This is a genomic window from Planktotalea sp., from assembly GCF_965659345.1.
In the GTDB taxonomy this organism is placed as follows: domain Bacteria; phylum Pseudomonadota; class Alphaproteobacteria; order Rhodobacterales; family Rhodobacteraceae; genus Planktotalea.
Map to the genome: position 1 here is coordinate 72,126 of NZ_CBFHVK010000002.1, position 26,389 is coordinate 98,514.

The window sequence follows — 26,389 nt, forward strand, 5'->3', positions numbered from 1 at the left end:
TCTTTGATTAATGCGACCAAGGCCATTCTGGCGGATCTTATCGGCTTTCCAACCGTCTCTGCAGATAGCAATCTCGCGATGATTGACTATCTTGCGACCCGCTTAAGCGATGCTGGGGCGCGCGTAGATATCATGAAGGACCCCACGGGCAGCAAAGCAAATCTGTTTGCCACGCTTGGTCCTGATGTTGATGGTGGTATTGTGTTGTCGGGACATAGTGATGTCGTTCCTGTAAGTGATCAAAATTGGTCGAGTGACCCTTTCAAAATGCTTGAAGCAAAGGGTCACCTGTACGGACGCGGAACCTGCGATATGAAAGGGTTCATCGCGGGCTGTTTGGCGATGGCACCAACGGTCGCACAACAAGTGCGCGCGCGCCCTTTGCATTTCGCGTTCACCTACGATGAAGAGACGGGCTGTATCGGCGCTGGGCATCTCGCTGAGAGCTTGAAACAACGAAATCTAAAACCCAGCTTAGCGATTATTGGTGAACCCACATCGATGCGCATTATCGAGGGGCACAAAGGGTGTTATGAATATAGCACACGTTTCCAAGGGCTTGAGGGGCATGGATCAAACCCTGATCTTGGCGTAAATGCCGTTGAATATGCTGTGCGATACGTTGCGCGTTTGTTAGAACTGCGCGATCAGCTGCAAGGGCGCGCACCAAAAAACAGCCGTTTTGATCCGCCTTGGACGACCCTTAATGTTGGCGCGTTGAACGGTGGCACGGTTCATAATGTCATCGCACCGAAAGCGCAGATTGATTGGGAAATGCGCCCTGTCCAAGCGGCTGACGCGCGCTTTGTAAAAGACACGCTGCGCAGCTATTGCGATGACGTCTTGCTTCCTGCGATGCGTCGCGTGCACCCTGATGCAAGCATCGAAACCGAAGTCATCGGTGAAGTCGCAGGCTTGATCCCGACCGACACCAATGAAGCGCTGCGGATCGTGTCAGAACTGACCGGTGCAAATAGCGCGGATGTGGTGCCTTTCGGGACAGAGGCTGGAATTTTCCAAGCGCTGGGTATGGATGTGGTGGTGTGCGGACCCGGCTCGATAGAGCAGGCGCATAAAGCTGATGAATTTCTCGCGGTTGAACAGTTAGAGCAATGTCTGAAAATGCTGGGAAAGCTCGGCACCAAGTTGGCAGACGCTTAGGTAAAATTTTCAACTGAAAGAGTGTTGTGCACATGCCGAGCAACGCTCAATAGTACTGTAAAAGGATACAGAGTCATGGATCTTGAACGCATTGCTCGGTCGATCGAAGATATACCGCTGAAAAACGGTCGTCGCATAGTCGCGATTGTCGGGCCACCTGCGAGCGGCAAGTCTACTTTGGCCGCAGACCTTGCGCAGAAAGTCGATAATGCGCGTGTGCTTCCGATGGACGGTTTTCACCGAGACAATTCTGATCTGCGCGCACATGGGCTACTCGAGCGCAAAGGCGCGCCTGAGACGTTTGATGTTTTGGGGTTGGAGGGAACTGTTAAGGAAGTCCGTGATGCGCAGACCTTGCATTTCCCAACGTTTGATCGCGCACATGATTGCACGGTGCCGAATGGTGGGCAAATCCGTGAAAGTGATGAAACGATCTTGGTCGAGGGCAATTATCTGCTTTTAAACATCGCGCCGTGGGATCGTTTGATCGACTTTTGGGACTTCAGCATCATGCTTGATGTGGCCCCAAAAGAGTTGGAACGCCGCCTTGTAGATCGCTGGTTGGCGCATGGTCATACGGAAGAAGCAGCTCTTGCACGTGCGCGCAGCAATGATTTGCCAAATGCGTTATTTATGCGGGAAAATTCGGTGGCAGCTGATCTTGTGATCAGCCAGCGCTAGGCTTTCACATACGCCCGACAGTCGTTTTTGGGAAAAACCTGAACCATCTTTTCGGCTCGGTTTGTGAACAGAGCGCACTTATTCATATTGGGTTTGAGACCTGTGAAGACAAAGATGAGGACGAGCTCTTTAACAAGGGCAATTTTGTGTGCGCTCTGGGTGAGTTGATCTTGCTTTCCGTCCAGCGCAAAACCTAAATAGCAACGATGAAAAGGGGACACGTATGAGTGAAAATTACGATATTGCGGTGATCGGTGCGGGCATCGCAGGGGCGTCCGTTGCGGCCAATTTGGCGAAAACTGGCAAACAGGTGCTATTGCTGGAAATGGAAAGCCAGCCTGGCTATCACACGACCGGGCGATCTGCGGCGATATTTTCACCTGTTTATGGTCCTGAACCGATCCGTGCTTTGACCCGTGCTTCCCACGCTTTCTTCAATACGCCGCCGCATGGTTTTTCGGACAGCCCGTTGCTTCGACCCAGAAGCGCTTGCTTTCTCGCGCGTGAAGATCAGCTGAGCGACCTATCCGATTTGCAAACCGAACTCGGTGGTGGTGGGGCGATTTCTGCCATAGATCAAGACGTGCTCCAAACCCGTATTCCGCTGTTAAGAAAGGGCTATGCTGCCGCAGCATTATGGGATGATGGAACGGCTGAAATTGACGTCGCTGCGCTGCATCAAGGATACCTGCGTCAGTTCAAAGCCAACGGTGGCGCGATCCACACCAATGGAGAGGTTCAAAAGATCACTAAGACCTCAGATGGTTGGACGCTCGCTTCTGCGCAAGGCGCGTTCAGTGCGAAATGCGTGGTTAATGCCAGCGGCGCTTGGGCAGATGTCTTGGGCGAAATGGCGGGGGCCGAGCGTATTGGATTGATCCCGAAACGCCGCACAGCTTTGATCATCGATGCACCTGATGGGTATGATATCAGCAATTTGCCATTAACCGTGGATGTGCATGAGGAATTTTACCTAAAGCCCGAAGCGGGTAAGTTATTGATATCCCCAGCGAATGAGGATCGCGAAGTTCCATGTGACGTGCAGCCTGATGAGATGGATATTGCAATTTGCGTTGATCGGATAGAGCGGGCGTTTGATATTTCCGTGCGCCGGATCGAGCGATCATGGGCAGGGTTGCGCAGTTTTGTTGCCGACAAAAGTCCCGTTGCTGGGTTTTCTCAGCAGGTTGAGGGATTTTATTGGCTCGCAGGTCAAGGGGGGTATGGCATCCAATCTGCGCCTGCTTTGGCGGAATACGCAGCAGCGGAAATATTAGGCCAAGACATACCAGAACATATTCTTGGTGAAGGATTTGATCCTGCAAGGCTCAAGCCGGATCGTGCATCGTTGCAGTGATAGCAGTGGCTGTTCGACAAGAGGGCGTATCAAAAATGGGCGACAGACTAGGCCGCGAAAAATGTTGAACAACGCAAAGTCCAAGTGCTTAATAAAATTGCAGGCTTATTCGCCAAAATTGCAAAAGGTAAGATCGATATGAACGTACTGTGGATTATGGCAGACCAGCTGCGCTGGGACTATCTGAGTTGCTACGGTGCAGATCATATCGACACGCCAAACATCGATAAACTTGCAGCAAAAGGGGTGCGGTTTAACAAAACTTATGTGCAATCCCCGATCTGCGGCCCCTCAAGGATGAGCTTTTACACAGGGCGCTATGTGCGCTCTCATGGGGCGACGTGGAATGGTTTTCCGCTGCCCGTTGGCACGCCGACGCTCGGTGATCACCTACGCGAGATAGGAGTCATCAGTTCGCTTGTTGGTAAGACACATATGACGGCAGATATTGAAGGCATGCGCCGCCTTGGAATTGATCCTGACAGCAAAATTGGCTCGCTCGTGAGTGAAGGTGGGTTCGAGGTCTTTGTGCGCGATGATGGCACCAACGCCGTGACCTACAAGAACCGTCATGCAGAAGACTACGATGCATATTTGCGATCACATGGCATGGACGGCGACTCGCCTTGGGAAGAGTGGGCGAACACTGCGATTGGCTCTGATGGAAAGAAGAAATCAGGTTGGCTTTTAGAGACGGCACCGCTGCCTGCGCGTGTTCCAAAAGAGCATTCCGAAACAGCTTGGCTGACCACACGCGGCATCGAATTTATGGAGCAACAGCGCGATGAGCCTTGGCTCTGCCATTTGAGCTACATCAAGCCGCATTGGCCCTACCTCGCGCCAGCGCCTTACAATGACATGTATAGCGCAGACGATCTTCCAAAGGTGAACCGGCGTGAGAATGAACATGCTCATCCCCTCATGCAGGAGTGGGAAGCCACCCGTATTTGCAAAAACTTCTCGCGCAAAGATGTGCGCGATATGGTGGCACCCGTCTACATGGGGTTGATCAAAGAACTCGATGACAATCTTGGTCGGCTTTTCGACTACTTGGAAACCAGTGGCAGGATGAAAGACACGATGGTCGTCTTTTGCTCAGATCACGGCGATAATATGGGGGATCATTGGCTCGGTGAGAAGGATCTGTTTTACGATTGCTCTGCCCGCATTCCACTGATCATCTATGATCCAAGAGAGGCGGCGAATGCGACACGTGGCACGTCAAGTGATGCGTTGATCGAAGGCATTGATCTTGCACCGACGTTCCAAGATTTCTTTGGCGGACCTGCGAAACCGCATATTTACGAGGGGCGGTCACTAGAGCCACTCTTACATGGGAAAGACGTTAAGTGGCGTGACCATTGTATTTCGGAATATGATTACGCAACGCGCGATGCTCGCAGGATGGTGGGTGTGGATCAAAGCGACGCGCGACTTGTTATGGTGTTCGACGGACGTTGGAAATATGTTCACGTGGAAACCATGGCTCCGATGCTTTTTGATCTAAAGACTGATCCTGATGAATTGTATGATCTTGGTGCTGACCCTGCGCATATTGGGCACATTGAACGCTTGCGAGCGTTGCATTTTGACTGGGCACGTCAGCACCATAATCGCATCACCAGATCAGCCGAAATCGTCGAAGCAATGACAGACGATCGCGAACCTGAAGGTATCTATATCGCGCATATCGATCAAGCTGCGCTAGAAAAAGAAGGGCTGAAAATGCCGCCGCATATCGAGCCTTAGGTGAGAGCCAGTTTTGTTATGATTTGATCAAAGCACGCACGAACGCCTTCAGGCGTTTTCGCAGTGGCAGCGACATAGAAATCTGGGCGTATGATGGCGAAGTTCCCGTCTACGTTTTGCATCCAATTTGTGTAGCTGTCATCAAGGGTTTGCACATCGCAGTCGCCATCACCAACAGATAAAACGCACCCGTTGAGCTGCACGAATATTTCAGACTGTGTTGGCGTTAGAATTTCGGCTGCGCTTTGATTGATGGCAAGGATGAGCCAGCCTTGCCCAACGGCTTGATCGAAACGATCTTCAATTTTGTTAAAACGTACAAACCCTTGCGGAGACAGCTCGCCCGCACCCGCGCTCTCCTCGCACCATGCGCCAGCGCCAAGCTTGACCAAGTCACCAGTGATGGGCAGGTGATCACGGGCTCTAAGGTCTGCAATCATACGCGCGTCGCGCTCTGCTGCTTTGTCGGGATCTGTGATACAGATGATCTCGCCCAAGTCTTGGGAAAACTGGATATAGTGCTTTGCATGCTCCATGCGTTCGCTTTCATAGCTTTGCAGCACGTCTTGCGGCAGGGATCCGTCCAAAATGCCAGCCAAACGCCAGGACAAGGCGACGGCATCGCGCAGGCCTGCACACATTCCTTCGCCCGCAAAGGGTGGCATCAAATGTGCCGCATCGCCTGCGATCATGCAGCGATCTTGAACCCATGTTTCGGCCCATTTCGCTTGGAATTTGTAAACGGCGCTGCGTTCTAGTTGGGCGTTCTGTTGCGTCAGTCCCCAAGGTTCTAACAAGCGCCACGCGGCCTCAGGTTTTGCGATCTCTTCGCGATCCTCATCCGGGAGCAGCATAAACTCCCAACGACGACGACCGGGGCCGCCCGGCACGATGGTCGTGGGGCGCTTTGGATCACATAGCTGCCACTGTGCTGGGGATGTCGTGTAGGGTTCATTAGGGATCATATCTAGGATGAGCCAGTCAAAGAAATAACCTTTGTCGACCTCACCAATACCAAGATGTTCGCGCACAAAGCTGTTCGCACCGTCGGCACCCACAAGAAAGCGCGCGCTAAGTGTTTGGTGCTCTGCACTTTTCGCGGTGTCGCTCATGTGAAGCTGGACGGCATCTGGATCTTGCGTGACGTCGTTCACAGTCCATCCTCGCAATATGGTAATGAGCGGGATGTCGTTTGCCATCTCGATCAAACGCGCTTCAAGCTCGGGTTGATTGAACCAATAGGTTACGTGCCAGCCGGAGGGCGCGAGGCTTTCCCAATCGACAATCTGTAAATCCAAGAGGTCGGCGTTCTTCCAATAATACAGCTCTTTGTGGTTCTCGAATGCAGGATCGTCATCCACATTTATGCCCAAGGTCGCCAAGATGCGCGCGACTTCTGCATCCATCGTCACCGCGCGGGGGCGGTCATAAATATCGGGCCAACGTTCTACAACGGTTACAGAAATCCCGTGTTTGCTGAGCAAGATCGCGAGCAAAAGACCCACTGGACCTGCGCCAATGATTGCGATGTCCGCATTGGGCAGAGTTTTAGCTGTGTTCTGCATTTATTTGTCCATTTGACTGCTGAGATAGTTGCCGGTGTTGCGATAGTGATCAATCAACAAGCGCACAGCAAGATCTGCATCCCCTGTTAGCGTCGCATCCAGAATGTCTTGATGTTCATTTTGAACGCTGCGCGTACGATAATGCGGACCTCGTGCCGCAAGATTGCGATAACGAATGTTAAGGTCATAGAGTTGCGCGCAATAGTGCGCGAGCATGGGCATATTCGTGTTTGCAATAAGGGCCATATGAAACGCCTTATGCGCGTCTTCACAATCAGAATTGTCTGATTGCGCGGCTTTTTTCATACGGTGATGGCACAGAACAAGTGTTTCTTCCCAATCGTTGTCGGACACGGCAAGTGAGGCGCGCAATGCTTTTTCTTCTAGCATGCAGCGCAGCGCCAGGATCTCTTCAAAGTTCGATTTACTGACAGGTGCAGCACGAAATCCACGTTGGTCCATCCGCTCGACCAACAAATCGGAGGTGAGCAAGCTCAATGCCTCGCGCACGGGGCTGGCACCAATATCGAGCAAGCTTCGCAACTCTTCTATCTTCAGTTTATGTCCCGGCGGCAGTTCACCCGTCAGGATCATAGCGCGTAACCGAACATAGCAACCATGCGTCGCGGATCGTTCTTTGTTTGGTGGGGTATGCACTAAACTCAAAACGACATTCCAAGGTTAAAGTTCCAACGCGAGTAAAGGCGGGGCTTAAGCAAGTTTTGTGCCGCCTGTGGATAAGCCGACGCTCAAATGAAATGAGCCTTCATTTATCAGCCATCGACGCAACACAAAGCTGCGCGCCCCTGATTTGTGCATAGGATCGCCGTCTGCCAATGCGCGTGCAGCCTCAAGACTGTCGGCACGGTAGATGATTAGCCCTACACCTTGCATGTGTTCGCCGCTCTCATCTGACATGGGGCCTGCAAAGGCGAGTTGGCCCGCGCGCTCCAATTTGGCCTGATACGCTAAATGTTCTGGCAAATTAGCGGCTATATCGTCCGGCGTCATCGCGGGGGTTGAATGCGCGGCGTAGAGTTCAAGTGCCAGTGCGCCACGCGCTTTGGCTTGTGATTTATAGTCTGACCAGGCAACCATTTCGGCCCCTCTAAATAATATCGATATTTCTTTACATAAGGCTTGATCATCGGCAAAAATCAAGTGTCATACTTTGAATTGGATCGATTAGATCAGGAGTTTGGCGCGAAATAATCGTTGTTGGGTGAGCGTAAGGATATGACCTGTGATTGTTAACGGATACTTTTGCGAGGGAATGAACGGCGCTCATATAAGCGTTCGAACATCGCTGTATCTGCAAAAGCGATCTCGCTGCGCATGCCTTGCTTTTCGTCGCTGTCATGCGCATCGTGAAGCCCTCGAGAGCCATTTTCTTAGCCCTAGGCCTTGTAAAAACTAAAGGAGCCATCCCATGCGCACTGTCACTAAAGACAATATCACCGAAGTTTTCATGGGGTATGTCTCCGAGGAGACCAGTCCGCGGATGCGAGAGATAATGGGATCCTTAGTGCAGCATCTGCATGATTTCGCGCGTGAGACAAAACTGACCCACGAAGAGTGGCGTGCAGGGATCGCGTTTCTTGAAGGCTGTGCTGCGATTGAAACAGAGGATCGTCATGAATTTGTGCTCGCCTCTGATGTACTTGGGATGTCCTCACTTGTGGATATGATCAACTCCAGCGAAGATGCGACAAGCTCTTCTGTGCTTGGACCTTTTCACGTTTCTGGAGCCCCTGCGCTGGCGTATGGTGGGGATATGAAACGTCATTATGGCGGGCCGATGCTGTTGGCACAGGGTGTTATCAAGGACACGGATGGCAACCCAATTGCAGGGGCAGAGATCGACATCTGGCAAACTGCGCCCAACGGGCTTTACGCGAGCCAGGACCAAGAACAAGACACCTATTCCTTCCATGGTCTCATGACCGTTGGTGAAGACGGAAAATACGCCTTCACCACAGTAAAGCCGGTCGAATACACTGTGCCTTCCGATGGTCCGGTTGGTGATATTTTGCGCGCCTGTGGTCGTCACCCGTGGCGACCATCGCATCTGCACTACATCGTCAAAGCACCGGGGTTCGAGCCACTCGTGACCGAGATTTTCCCTGATGACGATCCTTATCTTGACGAAGATACGGTCTTTGGCGTGCGCAAGGACTTGGTGATGACATACGTTGAAAAGCCAGCATCAGAATTTCCAGAGGGCATGGAGGTGTCGGGCAAAGTTACGGAAAACTTCCTTCATGTGGAATTTGATGTAACACTTGCACGCAAAGCGTAGCCTTTGAGTTTTGCGCGCCCAGCTTTTCGAAAGTTGGCATCTGGCTACCTAAATTCTGCACAAGGACATGAAAATGGTTGATATCACGACGGACGTTCTCATCATCGGCACGGGGCCAGCGGGCTCTTCCTCAGCCTCGCTGTTGTCGAGTTACGGTATCGAGAACGTTGTGATCAATCGTTACAGCTGGCTCGCCAACACACCCCGCGCGCACATTACCAACCAGCGCACAATGGAAGTCCTGCGTGATCTTGGTAAAGACGTAGAACAAGAGGCCTATCTCTTTGCGACCGAGCAAGACCTCATGGGCGAGAACGTCTTTTGCGAAAGCTTGGCAGGTGAAGAAATCGGCCGCATGAAAAGCTGGGGGACACACCCGCTGTCCAAGGCAGAACACTTGATGAGCAGCCCGACCTTGATGAACGATCTGCCGCAAACCTTTATGGAGCCTTTGCTGTTCAAAACCGCGTGTAGCCGTGGCAGCAAAGCTCGTATGAGCACGCAATACCTGAGCCACGTGCAAGATGAGGATGGTGTGACAACAACCTGCCTTGATCGCATGACGGGCAAAGAGCTGATTATTCGCTCAAAATACCTTATTGGCGCAGATGGTGGTAATTCACTGGTTGCAGAACACGAGAACCTTCCCATTGCGGGCAAAATGGGCGTCGGCGGCTCGATGAACATTTTGTTCAAAGCGGATTTGAGCAAATACGTCGCGCATCGGCCTTCTGTGCTTTATTGGGTGATGCAGCCCGGCGCGGATGTTGGCGGGATTGGCATGGGCCTTGTTCGCATGATCCGGCCTTGGAACGAATGGTTGATCGTTTGGGGCTATGACATCAACGAACCTGCGCCTGTCGTAGATCAGAAAATGGCGACGGATGTTGCACGCCAACTTGTGGGCGATCCAGAGTTAGAGATTGAACTGTTAAGCGCAAACACGTGGACCGTGAATGACGCTTATGCAGAGCAGCTCTCAAGCGGGCGTGTCTTTATCATGGGCGACGCCGCGCATCGTCATCCACCGTCCAATGGGCTTGGTTCAAACACTTCCATTCAGGATTCCTTTAATCTGTGCTGGAAGCTGGCAAGTGTTCTGAAGGGACACGCGGGCGAAGGTCTTCTGGACAGTTACAACACGGAGCGCGCACCGATTGCGAAGCAGATCGTCACGCGGGCGAACCAATCCATTGGCGAGTTCGGGCCAATCTTTGAAGCGCTTGGCATGACAGGCGGCAGCGATATCGACAATATCAAAGCAAATATGGATGCGCGGTGTGGCAAGGACGATAAGGCTGAGGCACAACGCACAGCGTTGAATGCTGCGATTGCTTTCAAGAAGTACGAATTTGACGCGCATGGTGTAGAGATGAACCAGCGCTATCGCTCGGATGCGATTGTCACAGATGATCAGGACGAACCCGTCTTCACCAAAGATGCAGAGCTGCATTACCAACCCACAACTTGGCCCGGTGCGCGCATTCCGCATGCGTGGGTTTTCGATGCGATTGGTGGCAAACACTCAACGCTTGATCTGGTCGGAGGGGGCAAGTTCACCCTGCTTACAGGTCTGGGAGGCGAAGCATGGGTGGAGGCTGCGAACATAGTTGGCGACGCGCTGGGCATTGAGATTGCAAGTCATGTCATTGGACCACGTCAGACTTTTGTGGATCACACGGGTGATTGGGCGCGCGCGCGCGAAGTAAGCGATGCGGGCTGTCTGCTTGTACGCCCTGATCAACATGTGTGCTGGCGCAGTGATGCGCTGAGCGATGATCCAAGCGCTGACTTGAAGCGCGTTATGAGCGCAGTTCTCGCGCTTTAGAAGATGAAAGAAGGCCAAAAATGGCCACTAAAGGGAGGAAACGAAAATGACAAAGACGAGACTTGTGCGCCCGACACGGCGTGGCTTTCTTGCAGGCACCGCAGCCGCGGTTGTGGCACCTGCGATCATATCTGGCACGCGCGCTTATGCGCAGAGCAAGACGCTGAAAATCGGCTTTGTTAGCCCGAAGACGGGCCCGCTCGCGGGTTTCGCCGAAGCGGATGATTATGTCCTTGAGGGGATCAGAAAAACTTTTGCTGGTGGGCTGGAGAACAACGGATCGAGCTGGAACGTTGAAATCATCACGCGCGACAGCCAGTCTAACCCGAACCGAGCGGCTGAAGTTGCGGCAGACCTAATTCTTGGCGAAGAAGTCGACATCATGCTCGCAGCCGCGACGCCTGACACGACGAACCCTGTCGCTGATCAATGCGAAATTAACGAAGTACCATGCATCACCACGGATGCGCCGTGGCAGCCTTATTTCTTTGGGCGCAACGGCAATCCTGCTGAAGGGTTTCAAAGCACATATCACTTTTTCTGGGGTCTGGAGGACGTTATCGGCGTCTTTCTTGATATGTGGGGCCAAAGCGGTGTTGCGAAAAACGTTGGGGGCTTGTTCCCGAATGATGCAGACGGCAACGCCTGGGGCGATGCGCAGCTTGGTATGCCGCCAGCGCTTGCAGGTGCGGGCTATAACCTCGTTGATCCGGGTCGCTATCAGCCGCTTTCGGATGATTTCTCGAACCAGATCGCAGCGTTCCGTGACGCGGGCTGTGAGATCGTTACAGGTGTGATGATCCCGCCTGACTTTGGCACATTCTGGTCACAAGCTGCGCAACAAGGCTTTGCGCCGAAAGTTGTTACGGTTGGTAAAGCACTGCTTTTCCCGACTGTAATTGATAGCTACGGCGACCGCGCGGATGGTCTCACTTCTGAAGTATGGTGGTCACCGCATCATCCGTTTGCGTCCTCGCTTGATGGAACAACCGCAAAAGATCTTGCCGGTGGCTACACCGCTGCGACGGGTCGTCCATGGACACAACCGATCGGGTTCAAGCACGCGCTTTTTGAAGTTGCTGCAGACGTGATCAAACGTGCCGATGATCTAGAGGACTATGAAGCGATCACAGCTGCCATTGCAGCCACCAAGCTCGACACGATTGTCGGCGCGGTCGATTGGTCGAATGGCCCTGTTAAGAATGTGTCCAAAACACCTTTGGTGGGCGGACAATGGCAGAAAGAAGGGGATACGTTCGATCTGAAGATCGTCGCCAACTCTGCGCAACCTGACATTCCACTCACGGGTGAGCTGAAGCTTATTTAAGCGCTTAGGGTGTGGCGTCTCCGAGCGCCGCACCTTTTTATTGAAAGTACAAATGTCTCCAATTTTGCAAATCGATGGGCTGAGTAAGGCCTTTGGCGCAGTGACGGTCGCGGATGACCTCAGTTTTGCGTTGCAACAAGGTGAGGCGCTGGGCGTCATTGGTCCCAATGGTGCTGGCAAAACGACGATGTTTAATCTGATCACTGGAACGCTGGCATCAGACAAAGGCGCTATTTTGTTTGAAGGTGAAAACGTCACAAAACACTCCGCCGCGCGGCGCTGTCGCGCTGGTATGGCACGCTCGTTTCAAGTGCCACAGCCGTTTTCTGGGATGAGCGTCTTTGAGAATGCAATGGTCGCAGCAACGCAATCATCTGGCCTGTCAGGGCAGGCGGCGGAGCAATTATGCCTTGATGTGCTCGATCAAACCGCGCTTTTGAACAAAGCGAACACTTTGGCGGGCAGCCTGACCTTGCTGGATCGCAAACGCTTGGAGCTCACGCGTGCGCTGTGTGCGAAACCCAAGCTGTTGATGCTTGATGAGATTGCGGGAGGTTTGACAGAAAGTGAGTGTAAGTCCCTCATTCAAACCATCAAAGATATTCACGCAAGCGGCGTGTCGATCATTTGGATCGAACATGTCGTGCATGCGTTGTTGGCGGTTGTTGATCGCCTGATCGTCATAGACTTTGGATCAAAAATTGCCGAAGGCGCGCCAAAGGAAATTATGGCGAGCCCGGAAGTTCAGGAAATCTATTTGGGGATCGAAGTGGATGCCTGAGCCGATCTTATCGCTTAGCAAACTCGAAGCGCACTACGGTGATTTTCAAGCCCTTTACGGTGTTGAAATGGCGCTTAACGAGGGTGAAGTTCTGGCTATCATCGGAGCAAACGGTGCAGGCAAAACGACGCTGTTGCGCTCTGTGTCTGGTTTGATGTCAAACGATGCGGCCCAAGTTGTCTATCGTGGACAGCCTATCGGCGCTCTGCGCGCTGATGAAATTGCAGCACTGGGGATTGCCTTGGTGCCCGAAGGACGGCAGCTTTTCCCCTCACTTTCAGTTGAGGAAAATTTGCTCATTGGCGGGCGGCTTAATCGCAAGGGGCCGTGGTCGCTTGACGCTGTATTCGAGCTATTCCCTGTCCTTAAAGAACGCCGCGCCTTTGCGTCGACGGCTCTTTCGGGTGGACAACAACAAATGGTCGCGATTGGTCGGGCGCTCATGTCTAATCCTGACCTGATCCTGTTTGATGAGATATCACTGGGTCTCGCACCGGTTATTATCAAGTCCATTTATGAAGCTTTGCCCGGCATTGTTGGCGATGGCATGTCGGCGATTATTGTTGAGCAGGATGTTTCCAAAGCACTGTCGGTATCTGATCGGGTTTATTGCTTGATGGAGGGGCGCGTTTCGCTCGAGGGGCGTTCCCGCGATATCAGTCGCGAGGCCATTAGCCGTGCATATTTTGGGGTGGAATAGATGGATTGGGTGAATGCTGTCGTTCAGGGAACGCTGCTTGGAGGGCTTTATGCGCTCTTTGCTGCGGGGCTTTCGCTGATCTTTGGTGTCATGCGCTTAGTCAATATCGCGCATGGGGATTTGATTGTTTTGGGGGCTTATTTGGGACTTACGGTTGTCATGGCGACGGGGCTGCATCCGCTGTTGGCGTTGGTTTTCGTGGTCCCAACGATGGCTTCGATTGGATATGTCTTGCAACGCGGCATTCTGAACAAAACCTTGGGTGATGATATTTTGCCGCCGCTTTTAGTAACTTTTGGCCTGTCAGTGATTTTGCAAAACCTTTTTCTTGAAGGCTACACCGCTGATCCACAAAAGATGAATGCAGGCGCGCTTGAAACCGCAAGTGTGAGCGTTGGTGGCTTGTCCTTAGGGGTTTTGCCGCTTTTGACCTTTGGCATCGCAATCGTTGTTATTGCGGCGTTGCAGTTCATTTTCTATCGCACGCCCTTGGGCCGTTCATTCCGTGCAGTGTCTTATAATCAGGAGATTGCGCAATTGATGGGGCTGAACAAACGTCACATATTTGGCCTCTCGATGGCGCTGGCACTTGCGGTGACGGCGATTGCAGGCATTCTTTTGGGTATCCGCACGAGCTTTGATCCCACGGCTGGCGGGGCGCGTCTGATTTACGGGTTTGAAGCTGTGATCATTGGCGGGCTTGGCAATCTGTGGGGCACGCTTGTGGGCGGTGTCATCTTGGGTGTTGCGCAAACGGTCGGGGCAAAGATTGATCCGGGCTGGCAACTGCTGGCTGGCCATATCGCGTTTTTGGTTGTGCTTGCGATACGCCCCAACGGTCTGTTCCCGAGGGTCAGTGGATGAGCGGTCAAATTCACGAAATTTCACGAAGCTCTCAAGCCGCCCGCGTTGCAGCCGTTCTTGGCACGCTTGTCCTAATCATCTTGGTCGCAGCGCCTTGGTGGGCGGGCCGCGCGGACATGCGGCTTATGGGGGAGTTGTTCCTCTACCTTGCTCTGGCAAGCCTTTGGAATTTGATGGCCGGTTATGCGGGCCTCGTCTCGGTTGGTCAGCAAGCCTATGTTGGGTTTGGCGGCTATATGCTGTTTGCGCTTACCATTTTTGGCGGGTTGCACCCGCTGTTTGCAATCGCTGGGGCAGGGGTCCTTGGGGCGTTGATTGCTATTCCTGTTGCAACGCTGATCTTTCGCTTGCGCGGCGCGTATTTTGCGATTGGCACATGGGTCATTGCAGAGGTGTTTCGATTGTCGTTTGCGCAAATCTCTGCATTGGGTGGCGGATCAGGTTCCTCCTTACCTGTGGGTATCGTGCGCTCGCTTGCAAGTTCGCGATCAGGGCGCGAGAGCCTGTCTTACTGGATGGCACTTGGTGCCGCGGTCACGGCAATTACCGTCGTTTATCTGATGCTGCGCTCGCGTCGAGGTTTGGCCCTGACAGCCATTCGCGACAATGAATTGGCGGCGGGGTCCCTAGGGATCGACATTTGGCGAACCAAATTCGTAGTGTACGTGGCTGCGAGCGGATTGACAGCGATGCTTGGTGCCTTGATCTTCCTTCAGAAACTGCGGATATCACCGGATGCGGCGTTCTCGGTCAATGATTGGACTGCGTTTGTTATTTTCATCGTCGTAATCGGTGGGATTGGTACTATTGAGGGGCCAATCATCGGCACATTGATCTTCTTTGCGCTGCGCGAGACTTTGGCCGACCTTGGCACGACCTATCTGATCGTACTTGGCGTTGTGGCGATCGTGGTGATGTTAAAAGCGCCCAAAGGCGTTTGGGGCTTTATTGTTGAGCGATATGACATTCAGCTTTTTCCGCTGCGCTATAGGGTGAATTTGAAAGAACATGCAAAGCGATAGCATTGCTTTCACAACGAGAGTTTGGGTTCGTGTATGCCACGCTTTTCAGCAAATCTTGGGTTTTTATGGACAGAGCTGCCTTTGCCAGATGCTGTACGGGCTGCGAAAACTGCTGGCTTTGATGCCGTAGAACTCCATTGGCCCTATGAAACGCCCGCGCAAGACGTGAAAGCGGCGCTGGATGAAACGGGCTTGGCAGTCCTTGGTCTGAACACGCGACGTGGTAACGTGCCAAAAGGCGAGAACGGGTTGTTTGCGTTGCTTGGCCGTGAAGAAGAAGCATTTGCTGCGCTGTCAGAGTCCATTGCCTACGCTAGCGTGATTGGCGCAGGGTCGATCCATGTCATGGCTGGAAACGCACATGGGAACGTTGCGCATGACACTTTTGTGCGCAATCTTAAAGTAGCCTGCGCACTGGCGGAAAAACATGAGCTTACTGTTTTGATTGAGCCTTTGAATGCCGTCGATGCACCGACCTATTTCTTGCGTGACATGGCGCAGGCGCAGCGCATTGTGAAAGAGGTGAATGCCCCAAATCTGCGGCTCATGTTTGATTGCTATCATGTTGGCCGGACTGAGGGTCAAGTTGTGACAACTCTCGAACGGTTGATGCCGATCATTGGGCATATTCAATTTGCCGCTGTCCCCAGCCGCGGCGCGCCGGGGCGGGGGGATGTCGACTATGAAGCCATTTTTAAACGTATCGATGCGCTGGGGTGGGAGCGGCCGTTAGGCGCTGAATACAAGCCGTTTGGCGCAACCGAGCAGAGTTTGAAGTGGATGGAAACCTTTCGATAAAAGCGTTTTTGCAACCTCACAATGACGTCCACAGAGCGATGCCAACAACGACCAAAAGTGCAAGGGCCATTGCGATATTGATTGCACGCTGACGGTTATGCGGCAGGTTGAGACTGCCAATTTTCGCACCAAATGCGAGCCACGCTAAATGAACTGGTAGCCAAATGAGGTTGAAGACAACCAGTTTCAACAGCACCTCGATCACAGGGCTATCGGGTAAAAATACAAAGCCTGAAAACAGTGTTGTGCTCACAACGTACGCTTTGGGGTTGATGAATTGCAGCATCAAGCCGTTTTTGAAGCCAAGCGGTGCCTCTGCTGGCGCAAACCCTACCTTTGCCCCAGCGCTTGCGATGCGCCAAGCGAGGTAGATCAGATACGCCACTGATGCGATAAGAAGCACATTGCGCAAGGAGGGCACAGCAAGAACCAAGGCCGCGACGCCAGAGATAACGATCATCATATTGATGAAGCCGCCCAACATCAGCCCACCCACAAAGCCAAACCCCGCGCGGTAACCGAATGCTGCGCCAATCCCCGCGGTTGTCAACACGCCAGGGCCCGGTGTGATAAGTAAAAAGATTACCGCAATGATGAATTCAATCATGTCTGTTGGCCTGTATCTTCACAAATGCGCACACTCTGGGACTGGACTGATCACAGTGCCGTCTTTCAAATGTTGCAAAAGGTTATCGACCGTCAAAGCACCCATTGCTGCGCGTGTCTCTACGGTTGCGCTGCCAACATGAGGAAGCAAAACTGTGTTGGGCAGGTCGCGCAGTGCTTGTGGCACGTTTGGTTCTGCCTCAAACACATCAAGACCGGCCCAGCCCAGAGCACCACTTTGTAACGCCTCTATCATCGCCGCTTCATCGACGACTGAGCCACGACTGACGTTGATTAACGTTCCATTCGGCCCGAGCGCTTCGATCACTTCTTTGGTGACGATCTTGTGCGTGAAAGGACCACCGGGCGTGATACAGATCAACACATCACAATCCAGCGCCATCGCAGTTAAGTTGTCATAGTATGTGTAGGCTACATCCTTTTTGGTCCGACCATGATAAAGAATTTTTGCGTTCCAAGGCGCGAGTTTGTGCGCAATTTCTTGGCCAATCCGACCGAGCCCCAAGATGCCGACAGTTTGATTATCGGCACTTCGTGTCAGCGCTGGGTTTCCTTGCTGTTCCCATTTGCCTGATCGCACATAAGCGTCGTCGCGCAGCACTTCTCGGTAGCAAGCGAGCATGAGCAAAATAGCAGTTGTCGCAACTTCTGCGTTCAAAACGTTGGGTGTGTGCGTCACATTAATCCCGCGCCGCGCCGCTTCAGCGGTATCAATCGCGTCATAGCCAACACCATTGCTGCTGATCAGTTGAAGATTTCTCAGCGACGCCATGAGTTCTGGGTCAATGCCGTCATGACCGTTGGTAATCACATGGGTTATTTTTTCAGGGTCAAAATCTTCGAGCCGATGAATGGAAAACGCGGCCGAGAGCCGCGCTTTCATAGCGTCGGTCACATCACCGATTTGCAACAAATCAGCCATCTTGATCAACGCGTTGCCGCTGATGGCCCAATCCTTCGATTGTGAGGTCCATCACATCCCCTTTTTTCAGATAGATTGGGTTAGGCTTGATCCCCATCCCTACACCAGGAGGTGTGCCCGTGCTAATTACATCACCGGGATGAAGCGTGAACAGTTGGCTCAAGTGTTCGATGATTTCGGCAACTGTGAAAATCATGGTTGAGGTATTGCCCGTTTGCATCCGTTTACCATTCACATCACACGCCATATCGAGCGCTTGAGGGTCTTCTATTTCATCCCGCGTCACGAGCCACGGGCCTGTTGGGCCAAATGTGTCGCATGATTTGCCCTTGGTCCATTGGCCCGTCAGGTTTGCTTGGAAATGCCTCTCAGACACATCATTGACGATGCAATAGCCAGCGACATAGTCCAACGCATTGTCTTTGCTTACATATTTTGCTTCTTTACCGATGACGACACCCAGTTCGACCTCCCAATCGGTCTTTTCAGACCCGCGTGGCATAACGACATCGTCATAGGGTCCAACGATGGCTGAATTGGCTTTGAAAAATAGGATCGGATGCTCGGGAATAGCAGCACCTGTTTCTGCGGCGTGATCAGAATAGTTTAGTCCGATACACAAAAACTTGCCAATATTGCCGACGCAAGTGCCGATGCGCTGTTCGCCTTCGACAATCGGGAGATCCGCGGGATCAAGAGCGCGCAATCTGGCAAGCGTCGCGTCATCCAGTGTTGCTCCTGTAACGTCGTCCACATGGGCCGAAAGATCACGTAGCAGCCCTGCATTGTCCAAAAGGCCAGGTTTTTCAGCTCCAAGTGTTCCGTAGCGTAGAAGTTTCATATCAGTTCCTTACGTTCAAATTTGTCGTGCATCGGGTCTATTGGCCCGACCACCCACCATCGATGATATGAGGATGGCCTGTGGTGAAGGCGCTCTCATCACTGGCGAGATACACCACCAAGGCGGCAATCTCTTCGGCGCTGGCGACGCGACCCATAGGTTGGCGCGCCACAAACTGTGCAAGCGCTTCATCACGGCTGCCAAGCTGTTCGCCAAGCGCTGTGACACGCTCGTGCCAACTGGGGCTTTCAACAGTGCCGGGACAAATGCAATTGCAACGAATGCCCTGTGCAATAAAGTCGGCGGCGACAGCTTTTGTCAGACCAACCACTGCGGCTTTGCTCGTGCCGTAGATGAAGCGGTTGGGCGCGCCAATGACCGAGCCAGCCGCTGAGGACATGTTAATGATCGACCCAGAGCCGCGTTCTAACATGCCAGGCAGCGCGGCCTTAATCGTACGCATCATCGAACGTACGTTGAGGTCCATCGCGAATTCAAAGTCATCATCGCTCGCATCTAGGATCGTGCCGCTATGCACGAAGCCGGCACAGTTAAACAAGATGTCAGGATTGGCGCGAGCGACGCCGTCTTGGATACTGCTGGCATCCATGGCATCGAGCGCGAAGACCTCGATGTTTTGGAGACCTTCACCCGCGAGGCTTGCCAGAACATCGGTGTTTACATCGGTCGCAAAAACATGTGCCCCTTCACGCGCCATCGCGAGCGCACTTGCGCGCCCAATACCTTGTGCGGCCGCTGTCACAAGCGCACGCTTTCCTTGTAGTCTGTTTCCCATATCGGTCCTTTTTTAACCTTTTAGAGAGTGCGCCAAGCGCGCCGGCACGATCTTTCTAAAGAGCGTAGGATAGCATGTTTGATTTGACCATCTTTCGTGAAGATCGAAAACGATTTTTTGCAATGTGAAAGCTCACTTCGGGTTTTGTTTGGGCAAGCGTTACTTGTCGTAATCAGTGGATCGCACGGCACTTATTTGGCTACGTTGATTTGCGGCGAACGGCGAAGTAACGTGAGCTAACAAGAGGGGACGACGTGTCTTGAACAAGATTTTGATCCTTGGTGGCGGTGGCATGATCGGCCAAAAGCTGGCGCAGAAAATTATGCGTGAAAAGACCTTTGGCGCAGCGGAAATAACGCTTTTTGATCGTGCGTTCCCGACGGGTGATCTTGGGTTGAATGCGCAAACTGGTAATATTGCCGATCCGTTGACGGCGGCAAGGCTTGTTGCAAACCAGCCTGATTATGTTTTCCAGTTGGCATCCGTCGTGTCCGGGCAGGCAGAACAAGAGTTTGAGTTGGGTTGGGACGTCAATATGATGTCCATGTGGTACTTGCTTAACGCACTCAAAGATCAACATGACGCCTCTGGTGGCACGTATCATCCGCGTGTTGTGTTTACGTCTTCCATTGCGGTGTTTGGTGGGCCTTATCCGGACAAGATCGGCGACACTTTCCTCTCGGCACCTCAAACAAGTTACGGTGCGCAAAAAGCTGCGTGCGAACTGATGCTGTCTGATTTTTCACGCAAGGGATTTGTAGATGGCATTTCATTGCGTTTACCGACAATTTGCGTCCGACCGGGTAAAGCAAATAAAGCAGCGTCATCTTTCTTTTCCGGGATCATTCGCGAACCCTTGAACGGCCTCGAAGCGGTGTTGCCAGTGCACGATAGTGTGCGCCACTGGCACGCCAGCCCAAGGTCCGCCGCGAATTTCATCACCCATGCAGCGATGCTTGATACCGACCTGCTGGATGGGCGGCGCGCGTTGAACCTGCCGGGATATAGCTGCACGGTTGAAGAGCAAATCGACGCTTTGCGCCGTGCTGCTGGCCAGAAAGTAGTCGATCTGATCAAACCTGTTCCAGACAAGGCGATTATGTCTATGGTTGATGGTTGGCCACGCGATTTTGATCCGCAACGTGCGATTGAGCTTGGCTTTGTTTCAGAAGCAAATTTTGACGAGATCATCGCCGTCTATATCGAAGACGATTTACAACGTTAAACGCCTGGACCTAAATCGCGGCGGCATGGGCAACTTCTGAGCTGTTAAATGCATCAATATAGTGCGCAACAATCCGTACGAGTGGGTATGTTTCTGGATGCATTTGAAGACCCGTACTGTTGATACTGAAGACATCAGTATAGCGCGACATCAATGCGATAACGGTTTGGCGAATAAGCTGCGCGTGTTCAGGGAATTGCGTTTGCAACGACTTAGTTGGCAAATGAAACCTGCACATCAATTCTTCGATCATTGCGGACAATAACGTGTCTGTGTCGCTCATCTCATAGCCTTTGTGGGCTGCGAAGCCTTCGCCTAGGATGCGCTCTTGATAGGCGGATGTCGCGACTGCATTTTGCTGATATCCCCCCCTGAAACGCGAAATTGCGGAAGCACCGAAGCCGATCAGTGTTTCGCTTTGATCGTCTGTATAGCCTTGAAAATTACGTCTCAACGTTCCGGCTTGATCTGCTTTATACAAGCTGTCTGTTGGCTTGGCGAAGTGGTCGATGCCAATCGCAGCAAAGCCAGCCGCAAGCATTGTGTCGCGTGCGATGTTGGCCAATTCGAAACGTTGTTGTGTGTCGGGCAGGGTCTCTGCTTTGATCAGAACCTGACGTTTGGACATCCAAGGCACATGCGCATAGCCGTAGATCGCGAGGCGATCGGGGTTCATGTCAACCACATGCGCAAGCGTTTGTCGAAAGCTTTCTTCTGTTTGAAATGGCAAGCCGTAGAGCAGATCAAGGTTGATCGCCTTCAGTCCGGCAGCACGTAAGAAATCAAGAACAGTAGTGGTTTGCTCCAATGATTGAAGCCGTCCAATCGCGGCCTGCACATCTGGTGCAAAGTCCTGCACGCCGATGCTTGCGCGGTTCATGCCAAAATCGATCAAGGTCTGCAAAAGCGGCTCGCTCGCTTCGGTTGGATCAATCTCAACGGAGAATTCGAAATCATCGCTTGGATCAAACGCGTCAAACAGTGCGTTTAACAGAGTGTTCATCGTTTCAGGCGAAAGAATCGTGGGCGTTCCACCGCCAAGGTGAAGCCGACCCATAGTGATTTTGCTTGGCAAAGCGGCCCGAACCGCCGAAACTTCTTTTATCAACGTTTGGACATAGGCATCCACCGGGCGCATCGTTTGTGTCCCTTGGGTGCGACAGGCGCAGAACCAGCATAGGCGCTTGCAAAAGGGGATGTGCACGTAAATCGAAATAGCTTCGCCGTTGTTTACGCAAGAAAGCCACTCGGCTTGATGTCTATGACCGACATCATTCTGAAAGTGGTTGGCGGGAGGATAGCTTGTGTAACGCGGCACTTTCGCATCAAACAGGCCATGTCGTAAAAAGGGGTCGATATTTTCCATATACCTACGTAATCTGAAAAAGTAGCCAACAACTTTGATGTAGATCAAAATGTCGAAATTAGACTTATCTGCTGAAAGATGCGGAGATTGCCCTATCCGCCATCGTGCGGTCTGCTCGCGGTGTGAAGGCGAAGAGCTTTTGATGCTCGAGCGGATGAAATCCTATAAGACCTACTCTGCGGGTGACACGATACTGTGGCGCGGCGAACCTATGGAATTTGTAGCCTCTGTGGTTTCAGGGGTCGCGAGTTTGTCCAAGACGATGGAAGATGGGCGCACGCAGATGGTCGGACTATTGTTGCCATCTGATTTTATTGGGCGTCCCGGACGTACACATGTAGAATTTGACGTTGTCGCAACCACTGATCTGACAATTTGTCGGTTCGAGCGGAAACCCTTTGAGAAACTTGTTATAGAGACGCCTCACGTGGCGCAGCGCTTGATGGAAATGGCGCTGGATGAGTTGGATGCGGCGCGCGATTGGATGATTCTTTTGGGACGTAAAACAGCACGGGAAAAGATCGCAACGTTCTTGGAATTGCTGGCGCGACGCAGTGATGTGGATGTGGTGACAACGCAGATTGCAGTTAACCTTCCGATGACGCGGGACCAAATTGCAAATTTCCTGGGACTGACGTTAGAAACAGTAAGCCGCCAGTTAAATGCGATGAAAAAAGATGGCATTATTGGCTTTTCAGGCCGCAAAGATCTGAATGTTCTCAACATCGCAGCGTTGCGCGATGCGACAGGCGATGATGCCGATGGTGGTGTGATTATCTAATTGCACCACTTTTCGCGGGCGTTTGACACAGATCAAAGAATCGCGGCCGACACTCTCATAATTAATCCTTGCGAACAGGAGCGTCCTTAGGGGGCTCGACCAACCGTGAGGGACATTTTATGAATTACGTCAAGCTCATCCTTTTAGGAGGGATCACGCTGCTAGCCGCCTTGGCTGCCAGCTGGGCCCACGATCTGGCTTACCAGATACATGCTTTAATCATCATGGTGATCGCATTCATCATGTTTATCCGCGTTTTGCGCGTCACCGATGAGCCAGTTATAGCAGCGCCAACGGGCATCTATGAAGATGGCGTCATTCGTGCAGGTGTCATCGCCACTGCTTTTTGGGGTGTCGCGGGTTTCTTGGTTGGAACCTTCATTGCGTTTCAATTGGCCTTTCCGGCGCTGAATTTTGATTGGGCACAACCCTTTGGTAATTTCGGTCGCTTGCGTCCACTGCACACGAGTGCGGTGATTTTTGCATTTGGCGGCAACGCTCTGATTGCGACCTCCTTCTATGTCGTGCAGCGCACCAGCGCTGTGCGTCTTTGGGGCGGCAACACCGCTTGGTTCGTCTTTTGGGGTTACCAGTTGTTCATCGTTTTGGCGGCGACTGGCTACTTACTTGGCGCGACGCAATCCAAAGAATATGCAGAACCTGAATGGTATGTCGATCTGTGGCTCACGGTTGTTTGGCTCGCTTATCTCGCGGTGTTTCTTGGCACGATCTATAAGCGCAAAGAGCGTCACATCTATGTTGCGAACTGGTTCTTCTTAAGCTTCATCATCACCGTTGCGATGCTGCATGTGATCAACAATCTCAGCATCCCCGTCAGCATTTGGGGCAGCAAGTCTGTGCAGGTCTTCAGCGGCGTTCAAGATGCAATGACGCAGTGGTGGTATGGTCACAACGCCGTGGGCTTCTTCCTAACTGCGGGCTTCCTTGGGATGATGTACTACTTCGTGCCAAAGCAGGCGGGTCGTCCGGTTTATTCCTACAAATTGTCGATCATTCACTTCTGGGCGCTGATCTTCCTTTATATCTGGGCAGGTCCACACCACTTGCACTACACCGCTTTGCCAGATTGGGCGTCTACCCTTGGTATGGTCTTCTCCATCATCCTGTGGATGCCAAGCTGGGGTGGTATGATCAACGGTCTGATGACGCTGCAAGGTGCGTGGGACAAGTTGCGCACCGATCCAATCATGCGGATGTTTGTTCTGTCGCTGGGTTTCTACGGTATGTCCACATTCGAGGGTCCGATGATGTCGATCCGCGCCGTGAACAGCCTCAGCCACTACACTGACTGGACTATTGGGCACGTACACTCTGGCGCGCTTGGCTGGAACGGCATGATCACCTTCGCTTGTATCTACTTCCTAACACCAAAGCTTTGGGGCCGCGAAAAGATGTATTCCGAGAGTGCGATCAACTGGCACTTCTGGCTCGCGACACTGGGTATCGTTCTTTATGCGGCGTCCATGTGGGTGACCGGTATCATGGAAGGCCTGATGTGGCGTGAAGTGGACGATCAAGGTTTCTTGGTGAACTCCTTCGCCGACACAGTCTCTGCCAAGTTCCCAATGTATGTGGTGCGTGGCTTGGGCGGGGTCCTCTTCCTCAGTGGAGCGCTGGTGATGGTTTGGAACATGTGGATGACAATCCGCGGGGCCAAGCCAGCCACAACTACCCTCCCTCACGCAATCCCAGCCGAATAAGGAGCGCACACAATGGCCTTTCTTGATAAACACGCCATCCTGGAAAAAAGCCCGACCTTGCTTTTGACCGCATCCTTGCTCGTCGTGACGATCGGCGGGATCGTGGAAATCGCGCCTCTCTTTTGGCTCGAAAACACGATTGAGGATGTGGAAGGGGTCCGACCTTACTCTCCGCTGGAGCTAACGGGGCGCGACATCTACATCCGCGAGGGATGCTACACCTGCCACAGCCAGATGATCCGACCTATGCGCGACGAAGTAGAGCGGTATGGTCACTACTCACTGGCTGCAGAATCTCAATATGATCACCCGTTTCAATGGGGGTCAAAACGCACAGGGCCGGATGTGGCGCGTGTTGGCGGGCGTTATTCTGATGCGTGGCACGTTGATCACCTGATGGATCCACAATCGGTGGTTCCAGAAAGCATCATGCCGAAATACGCCTTTCTTGCGGATGCGCGCATTGATGGCGAACATATTGAGACGCTGCTCAAGACGCACCGTTTCGTAGGTGTGCCGTATACGGATGAGCAGATCGCGTCGGCCTCTGCTGATTTCAAAGTACAGGCGGATCCAGATGAAGATTGGGATGGACTGGTTGAGCGCTATCCCGGTGCGGCTGTGTCCAACTTTGACGGGCAGCCGGAATTGACCGAAATGGATGCGCTTATCGCATATCTGCAAGTGCTTGGCACAATGGTCGATTTCTCCACCTTCACACCAGATGCAAGCCGATAGGGGGCAGACATGGATACTTATTCACTCCTTAGAGAAATCGCAGACAGCTGGGTCCTTCTGGCGATGTTCTGTTTCTTCGTTGGCGTGGGCATCTGGGCGTTCTTGCCCAGTCAAAATGCAGCCCGCGTGGATGCCAGCATGATCCCACTGCGGGACGGTGGTGATCAAAAAACATGCTCAGGAACATGCGAAAGTTGCGCGAGCTCCAACTCAAACTTTGAGCTGAAAGGATGACCGACATGGCTGATCGTAAAGTCGATGAAGAAACCGGCGTCGAGACCACTGGCCACAGCTGGGATGGTATCGAAGAGCTGAACAATCCCTTGCCGCGTTGGTGGCTTTGGACGCTTTATCTGTGCATCATTTGGGGCATTGGGTATACAATTGCCTATCCCGCTTGGCCGATGATTTCGGGTGCAACGACCGGTGCGCTTGGATGGTCAACACGAGGCAACGTTGCCCAAGATATTAAGGAGCACGAAGGTCAAAACGCCGAACTTGTCGCAGCACTTTTGCAAACAGATTTGGATACGCTGAACGAAAATGCGGACCTTAACCGCTACGCAATTGCGCGCGGTGGGGCTGTGTTTCGTGCGCAATGTTCGCAGTGTCACGGCTCTGGTGCGGCTGGTGCTGTAGGGTATCCCAACTTGCTGGACAATGACTGGCTTTGGGGCGGTGAAATTGCGCAGATCGCCTATACCGTGCGTCATGGTATCCGCAACGATACCGATGATGATGCCCATTGGTCGCAGATGCCTGCCTTTGGCGACATGTTGGAAAAGGAAGAGATTGCAGCGACTGTTGAATATGTCGTTTCGCTTTCAAACTCCGAGTTTGACAGCGACTTGGCCGCTACAGGTGCAGAGCTTTTTGCGGAGAATTGCGCCTCTTGTCACGGTGATGCAGCCCTTGGCGATCAAGATCAGGGTGCGCCGAACCTCGCCGATGCGATCTGGCTTTATGGCGGGGATCGCGAAAGCCTGACCTATACGATTGTGAACGCGCGCTTTGGTGTGATGCCCGCGTGGGGCCAACGTCTCTCGGATGAAGATGTGCGCGCAGTTTCAGCCTATGTTCACGCCCTGGGAGGTGGCGAATGATTGGCTGACATGGTCGCTGGCAATGCGCCAGCAGACCGAAAGCCCCAAGATGACCCTGTTCGCAAAACGTGTCGTCTTGGGGCTTTTTGATTCAGATCAAAGCAGCGGGAATCGGGCTGCTGTAGATTGAAAATGCG

The 26,389-nt window shown here is 52.6% G+C and carries 26 protein-coding genes; 18 read left to right on the top strand and 8 right to left on the bottom strand.

Annotation, left to right across the window (positions count from 1 at the left end):
* Positions 1-3 precede the first annotated feature (3 nt).
* The 4 genes from argE to ACTG3Z_RS01820 all read left to right on the top strand — a co-directional run bounded on the left by argE (position 4) and on the right by ACTG3Z_RS01820 (position 4,948).
* A complete protein-coding gene (gene argE, locus ACTG3Z_RS01805) occupies positions 4-1,161 on the top strand; it encodes an acetylornithine deacetylase (RefSeq protein ID WP_439140936.1) in 1,158 nt (385 codons plus the stop codon).
* Between the two features lie 75 nt (positions 1,162-1,236).
* The gene (locus ACTG3Z_RS01810; protein ID WP_439140937.1) at positions 1,237-1,842 is read left to right on the top strand and encodes a phosphoribulokinase; all 606 of its coding nucleotides are present in this window, start codon (positions 1,237-1,239) and stop codon (positions 1,840-1,842) included.
* Positions 1,843-2,065: 223 nt separating this feature from the next.
* Complete coding sequence (locus ACTG3Z_RS01815; RefSeq protein WP_439140938.1) at positions 2,066-3,199, top strand: NAD(P)/FAD-dependent oxidoreductase; 1,134 nt, start codon at positions 2,066-2,068, stop codon at positions 3,197-3,199.
* 138 nt (positions 3,200-3,337) lie between these two features.
* Positions 3,338-4,948 carry an alkaline phosphatase family protein gene (locus ACTG3Z_RS01820; protein WP_439140939.1) on the top strand — a complete coding sequence of 537 codons (1,611 nt, stop codon included), beginning with the start codon at positions 3,338-3,340 and terminating at the stop codon, positions 4,946-4,948.
* On the opposite strand, the gene mhpA is transcribed toward ACTG3Z_RS01820, so the two are convergent.
* The 3 genes from mhpA to ACTG3Z_RS01835 are packed head-to-tail and all read right to left on the bottom strand — an operon-like array spanning position 4,945 to position 7,611.
* Entirely contained in the window at positions 4,945-6,513 is a 1,569-nt protein-coding gene (gene mhpA / locus ACTG3Z_RS01825; protein WP_439140940.1) for a bifunctional 3-(3-hydroxy-phenyl)propionate/3-hydroxycinnamic acid hydroxylase MhpA, read from the bottom strand. The genes ACTG3Z_RS01820 and mhpA overlap by 4 nt on opposite strands.
* A complete protein-coding gene (locus ACTG3Z_RS01830; RefSeq protein ID WP_439141083.1) occupies positions 6,514-7,170 on the bottom strand; it encodes a GntR family transcriptional regulator in 657 nt (218 codons plus the stop codon).
* A gap of 54 nt (positions 7,171-7,224) precedes the next feature.
* Positions 7,225-7,611, bottom strand: coding sequence for a YciI family protein (locus ACTG3Z_RS01835; protein ID WP_439140941.1), 387 nt, complete (start codon positions 7,609-7,611; stop codon positions 7,225-7,227).
* Between the two features lie 331 nt (positions 7,612-7,942).
* Between ACTG3Z_RS01835 and ACTG3Z_RS01840 the strand changes: the two genes are divergently transcribed.
* The 8 genes from ACTG3Z_RS01840 to ACTG3Z_RS01875 all read left to right on the top strand — a co-directional run bounded on the left by ACTG3Z_RS01840 (position 7,943) and on the right by ACTG3Z_RS01875 (position 16,132).
* Positions 7,943-8,812, top strand: coding sequence for a dioxygenase (locus tag ACTG3Z_RS01840; protein WP_439140942.1), 870 nt, complete (start codon positions 7,943-7,945; stop codon positions 8,810-8,812).
* A 73-nt stretch (positions 8,813-8,885) separates the two neighbouring features.
* Positions 8,886-10,640, top strand: a complete 1,755-nt coding sequence (locus ACTG3Z_RS01845; RefSeq protein WP_439140943.1) for an FAD-dependent monooxygenase — start codon at positions 8,886-8,888, stop codon at positions 10,638-10,640.
* Positions 10,641-10,686: 46 nt separating this feature from the next.
* Entirely contained in the window at positions 10,687-11,967 is a 1,281-nt protein-coding gene (locus ACTG3Z_RS01850; RefSeq protein WP_439140944.1) for an ABC transporter substrate-binding protein, read from the top strand.
* 52 nt (positions 11,968-12,019) lie between these two features.
* Positions 12,020-12,748, top strand: a complete 729-nt coding sequence (locus tag ACTG3Z_RS01855; RefSeq protein ID WP_439140945.1) for an ABC transporter ATP-binding protein — start codon at positions 12,020-12,022, stop codon at positions 12,746-12,748.
* A complete protein-coding gene (locus ACTG3Z_RS01860; protein WP_439140946.1) occupies positions 12,741-13,448 on the top strand; it encodes an ABC transporter ATP-binding protein in 708 nt (235 codons plus the stop codon). Before ACTG3Z_RS01855 ends, ACTG3Z_RS01860 begins: the two co-directional genes overlap by 8 nt.
* Positions 13,449-14,312, top strand: a complete 864-nt coding sequence (locus ACTG3Z_RS01865; RefSeq protein ID WP_439140947.1) for a branched-chain amino acid ABC transporter permease — start codon at positions 13,449-13,451, stop codon at positions 14,310-14,312.
* On the top strand, positions 14,309-15,334 hold the full coding sequence (locus ACTG3Z_RS01870) for a branched-chain amino acid ABC transporter permease (protein WP_439140948.1): 1,026 nt from the start codon (positions 14,309-14,311) through the stop codon (positions 15,332-15,334). Before ACTG3Z_RS01865 ends, ACTG3Z_RS01870 begins: the two co-directional genes overlap by 4 nt.
* A 33-nt stretch (positions 15,335-15,367) precedes the next feature.
* Positions 15,368-16,132 (top strand): hydroxypyruvate isomerase family protein, encoded by a 765-nt coding sequence (locus ACTG3Z_RS01875; protein ID WP_439140949.1) that lies wholly within the window; start codon positions 15,368-15,370, stop codon positions 16,130-16,132.
* A 16-nt stretch (positions 16,133-16,148) separates the two neighbouring features.
* Here ACTG3Z_RS01875 and ACTG3Z_RS01880 read toward each other — a convergent pair whose 3' ends face one another.
* The 4 genes from ACTG3Z_RS01880 to ACTG3Z_RS01895 are packed head-to-tail and all read right to left on the bottom strand — an operon-like array spanning position 16,149 to position 19,318.
* Positions 16,149-16,739, bottom strand: a complete 591-nt coding sequence (locus ACTG3Z_RS01880) for a LysE family translocator (protein ID WP_375264865.1) — start codon at positions 16,737-16,739, stop codon at positions 16,149-16,151.
* 18 nt (positions 16,740-16,757) lie between these two features.
* On the bottom strand, positions 16,758-17,681 hold the full coding sequence (locus ACTG3Z_RS01885; RefSeq protein ID WP_439140950.1) for a 2-hydroxyacid dehydrogenase: 924 nt from the start codon (positions 17,679-17,681) through the stop codon (positions 16,758-16,760).
* Positions 17,674-18,522, bottom strand: a complete 849-nt coding sequence (locus ACTG3Z_RS01890; RefSeq protein WP_439140951.1) for a fumarylacetoacetate hydrolase family protein — start codon at positions 18,520-18,522, stop codon at positions 17,674-17,676. Before ACTG3Z_RS01890 ends, ACTG3Z_RS01885 begins: the two co-directional genes overlap by 8 nt.
* Positions 18,523-18,559: 37 nt before the next feature.
* The gene (locus ACTG3Z_RS01895; protein WP_439140952.1) at positions 18,560-19,318 is read right to left on the bottom strand and encodes an SDR family oxidoreductase; all 759 of its coding nucleotides are present in this window, start codon (positions 19,316-19,318) and stop codon (positions 18,560-18,562) included.
* A 259-nt stretch (positions 19,319-19,577) separates the two neighbouring features.
* Between ACTG3Z_RS01895 and denD the strand changes: the two genes are divergently transcribed.
* Entirely contained in the window at positions 19,578-20,543 is a 966-nt protein-coding gene (gene denD / locus ACTG3Z_RS01900) for a D-erythronate dehydrogenase (protein WP_439140953.1), read from the top strand.
* 10 nt (positions 20,544-20,553) lie between these two features.
* Here denD and hemN read toward each other — a convergent pair whose 3' ends face one another.
* Positions 20,554-21,909: an oxygen-independent coproporphyrinogen III oxidase gene (hemN, locus tag ACTG3Z_RS01905; protein WP_439140954.1), complete on the bottom strand. Its 1,356-nt coding sequence runs from the start codon at positions 21,907-21,909 to the stop codon at positions 20,554-20,556.
* Positions 21,910-21,952: 43 nt separating this feature from the next.
* Between hemN and fnrL the strand changes: the two genes are divergently transcribed.
* From fnrL to ccoP, 5 genes are all read left to right on the top strand, one after another.
* Positions 21,953-22,690 (top strand): transcriptional regulator FnrL, encoded by a 738-nt coding sequence (fnrL, locus tag ACTG3Z_RS01910; RefSeq protein WP_439141084.1) that lies wholly within the window; start codon positions 21,953-21,955, stop codon positions 22,688-22,690.
* 119 nt (positions 22,691-22,809) lie between these two features.
* Positions 22,810-24,411 (top strand): cytochrome-c oxidase, cbb3-type subunit I, encoded by a 1,602-nt coding sequence (gene ccoN / locus ACTG3Z_RS01915; protein WP_439140955.1) that lies wholly within the window; start codon positions 22,810-22,812, stop codon positions 24,409-24,411.
* A gap of 12 nt (positions 24,412-24,423) precedes the next feature.
* On the top strand, positions 24,424-25,149 hold the full coding sequence (gene ccoO, locus ACTG3Z_RS01920; RefSeq protein WP_439140956.1) for a cytochrome-c oxidase, cbb3-type subunit II: 726 nt from the start codon (positions 24,424-24,426) through the stop codon (positions 25,147-25,149).
* A 9-nt stretch (positions 25,150-25,158) separates the two neighbouring features.
* The gene (locus ACTG3Z_RS01925; RefSeq protein ID WP_439140957.1) at positions 25,159-25,383 is read left to right on the top strand and encodes a cbb3-type cytochrome c oxidase subunit 3; all 225 of its coding nucleotides are present in this window, start codon (positions 25,159-25,161) and stop codon (positions 25,381-25,383) included.
* Positions 25,380-26,252 carry a cytochrome-c oxidase, cbb3-type subunit III gene (gene ccoP / locus ACTG3Z_RS01930; protein ID WP_439140958.1) on the top strand — a complete coding sequence of 291 codons (873 nt, stop codon included), beginning with the start codon at positions 25,380-25,382 and terminating at the stop codon, positions 26,250-26,252. The genes ACTG3Z_RS01925 and ccoP overlap by 4 nt, the downstream gene beginning before the upstream one ends.
* Positions 26,253-26,389 lie beyond the last annotated feature (137 nt).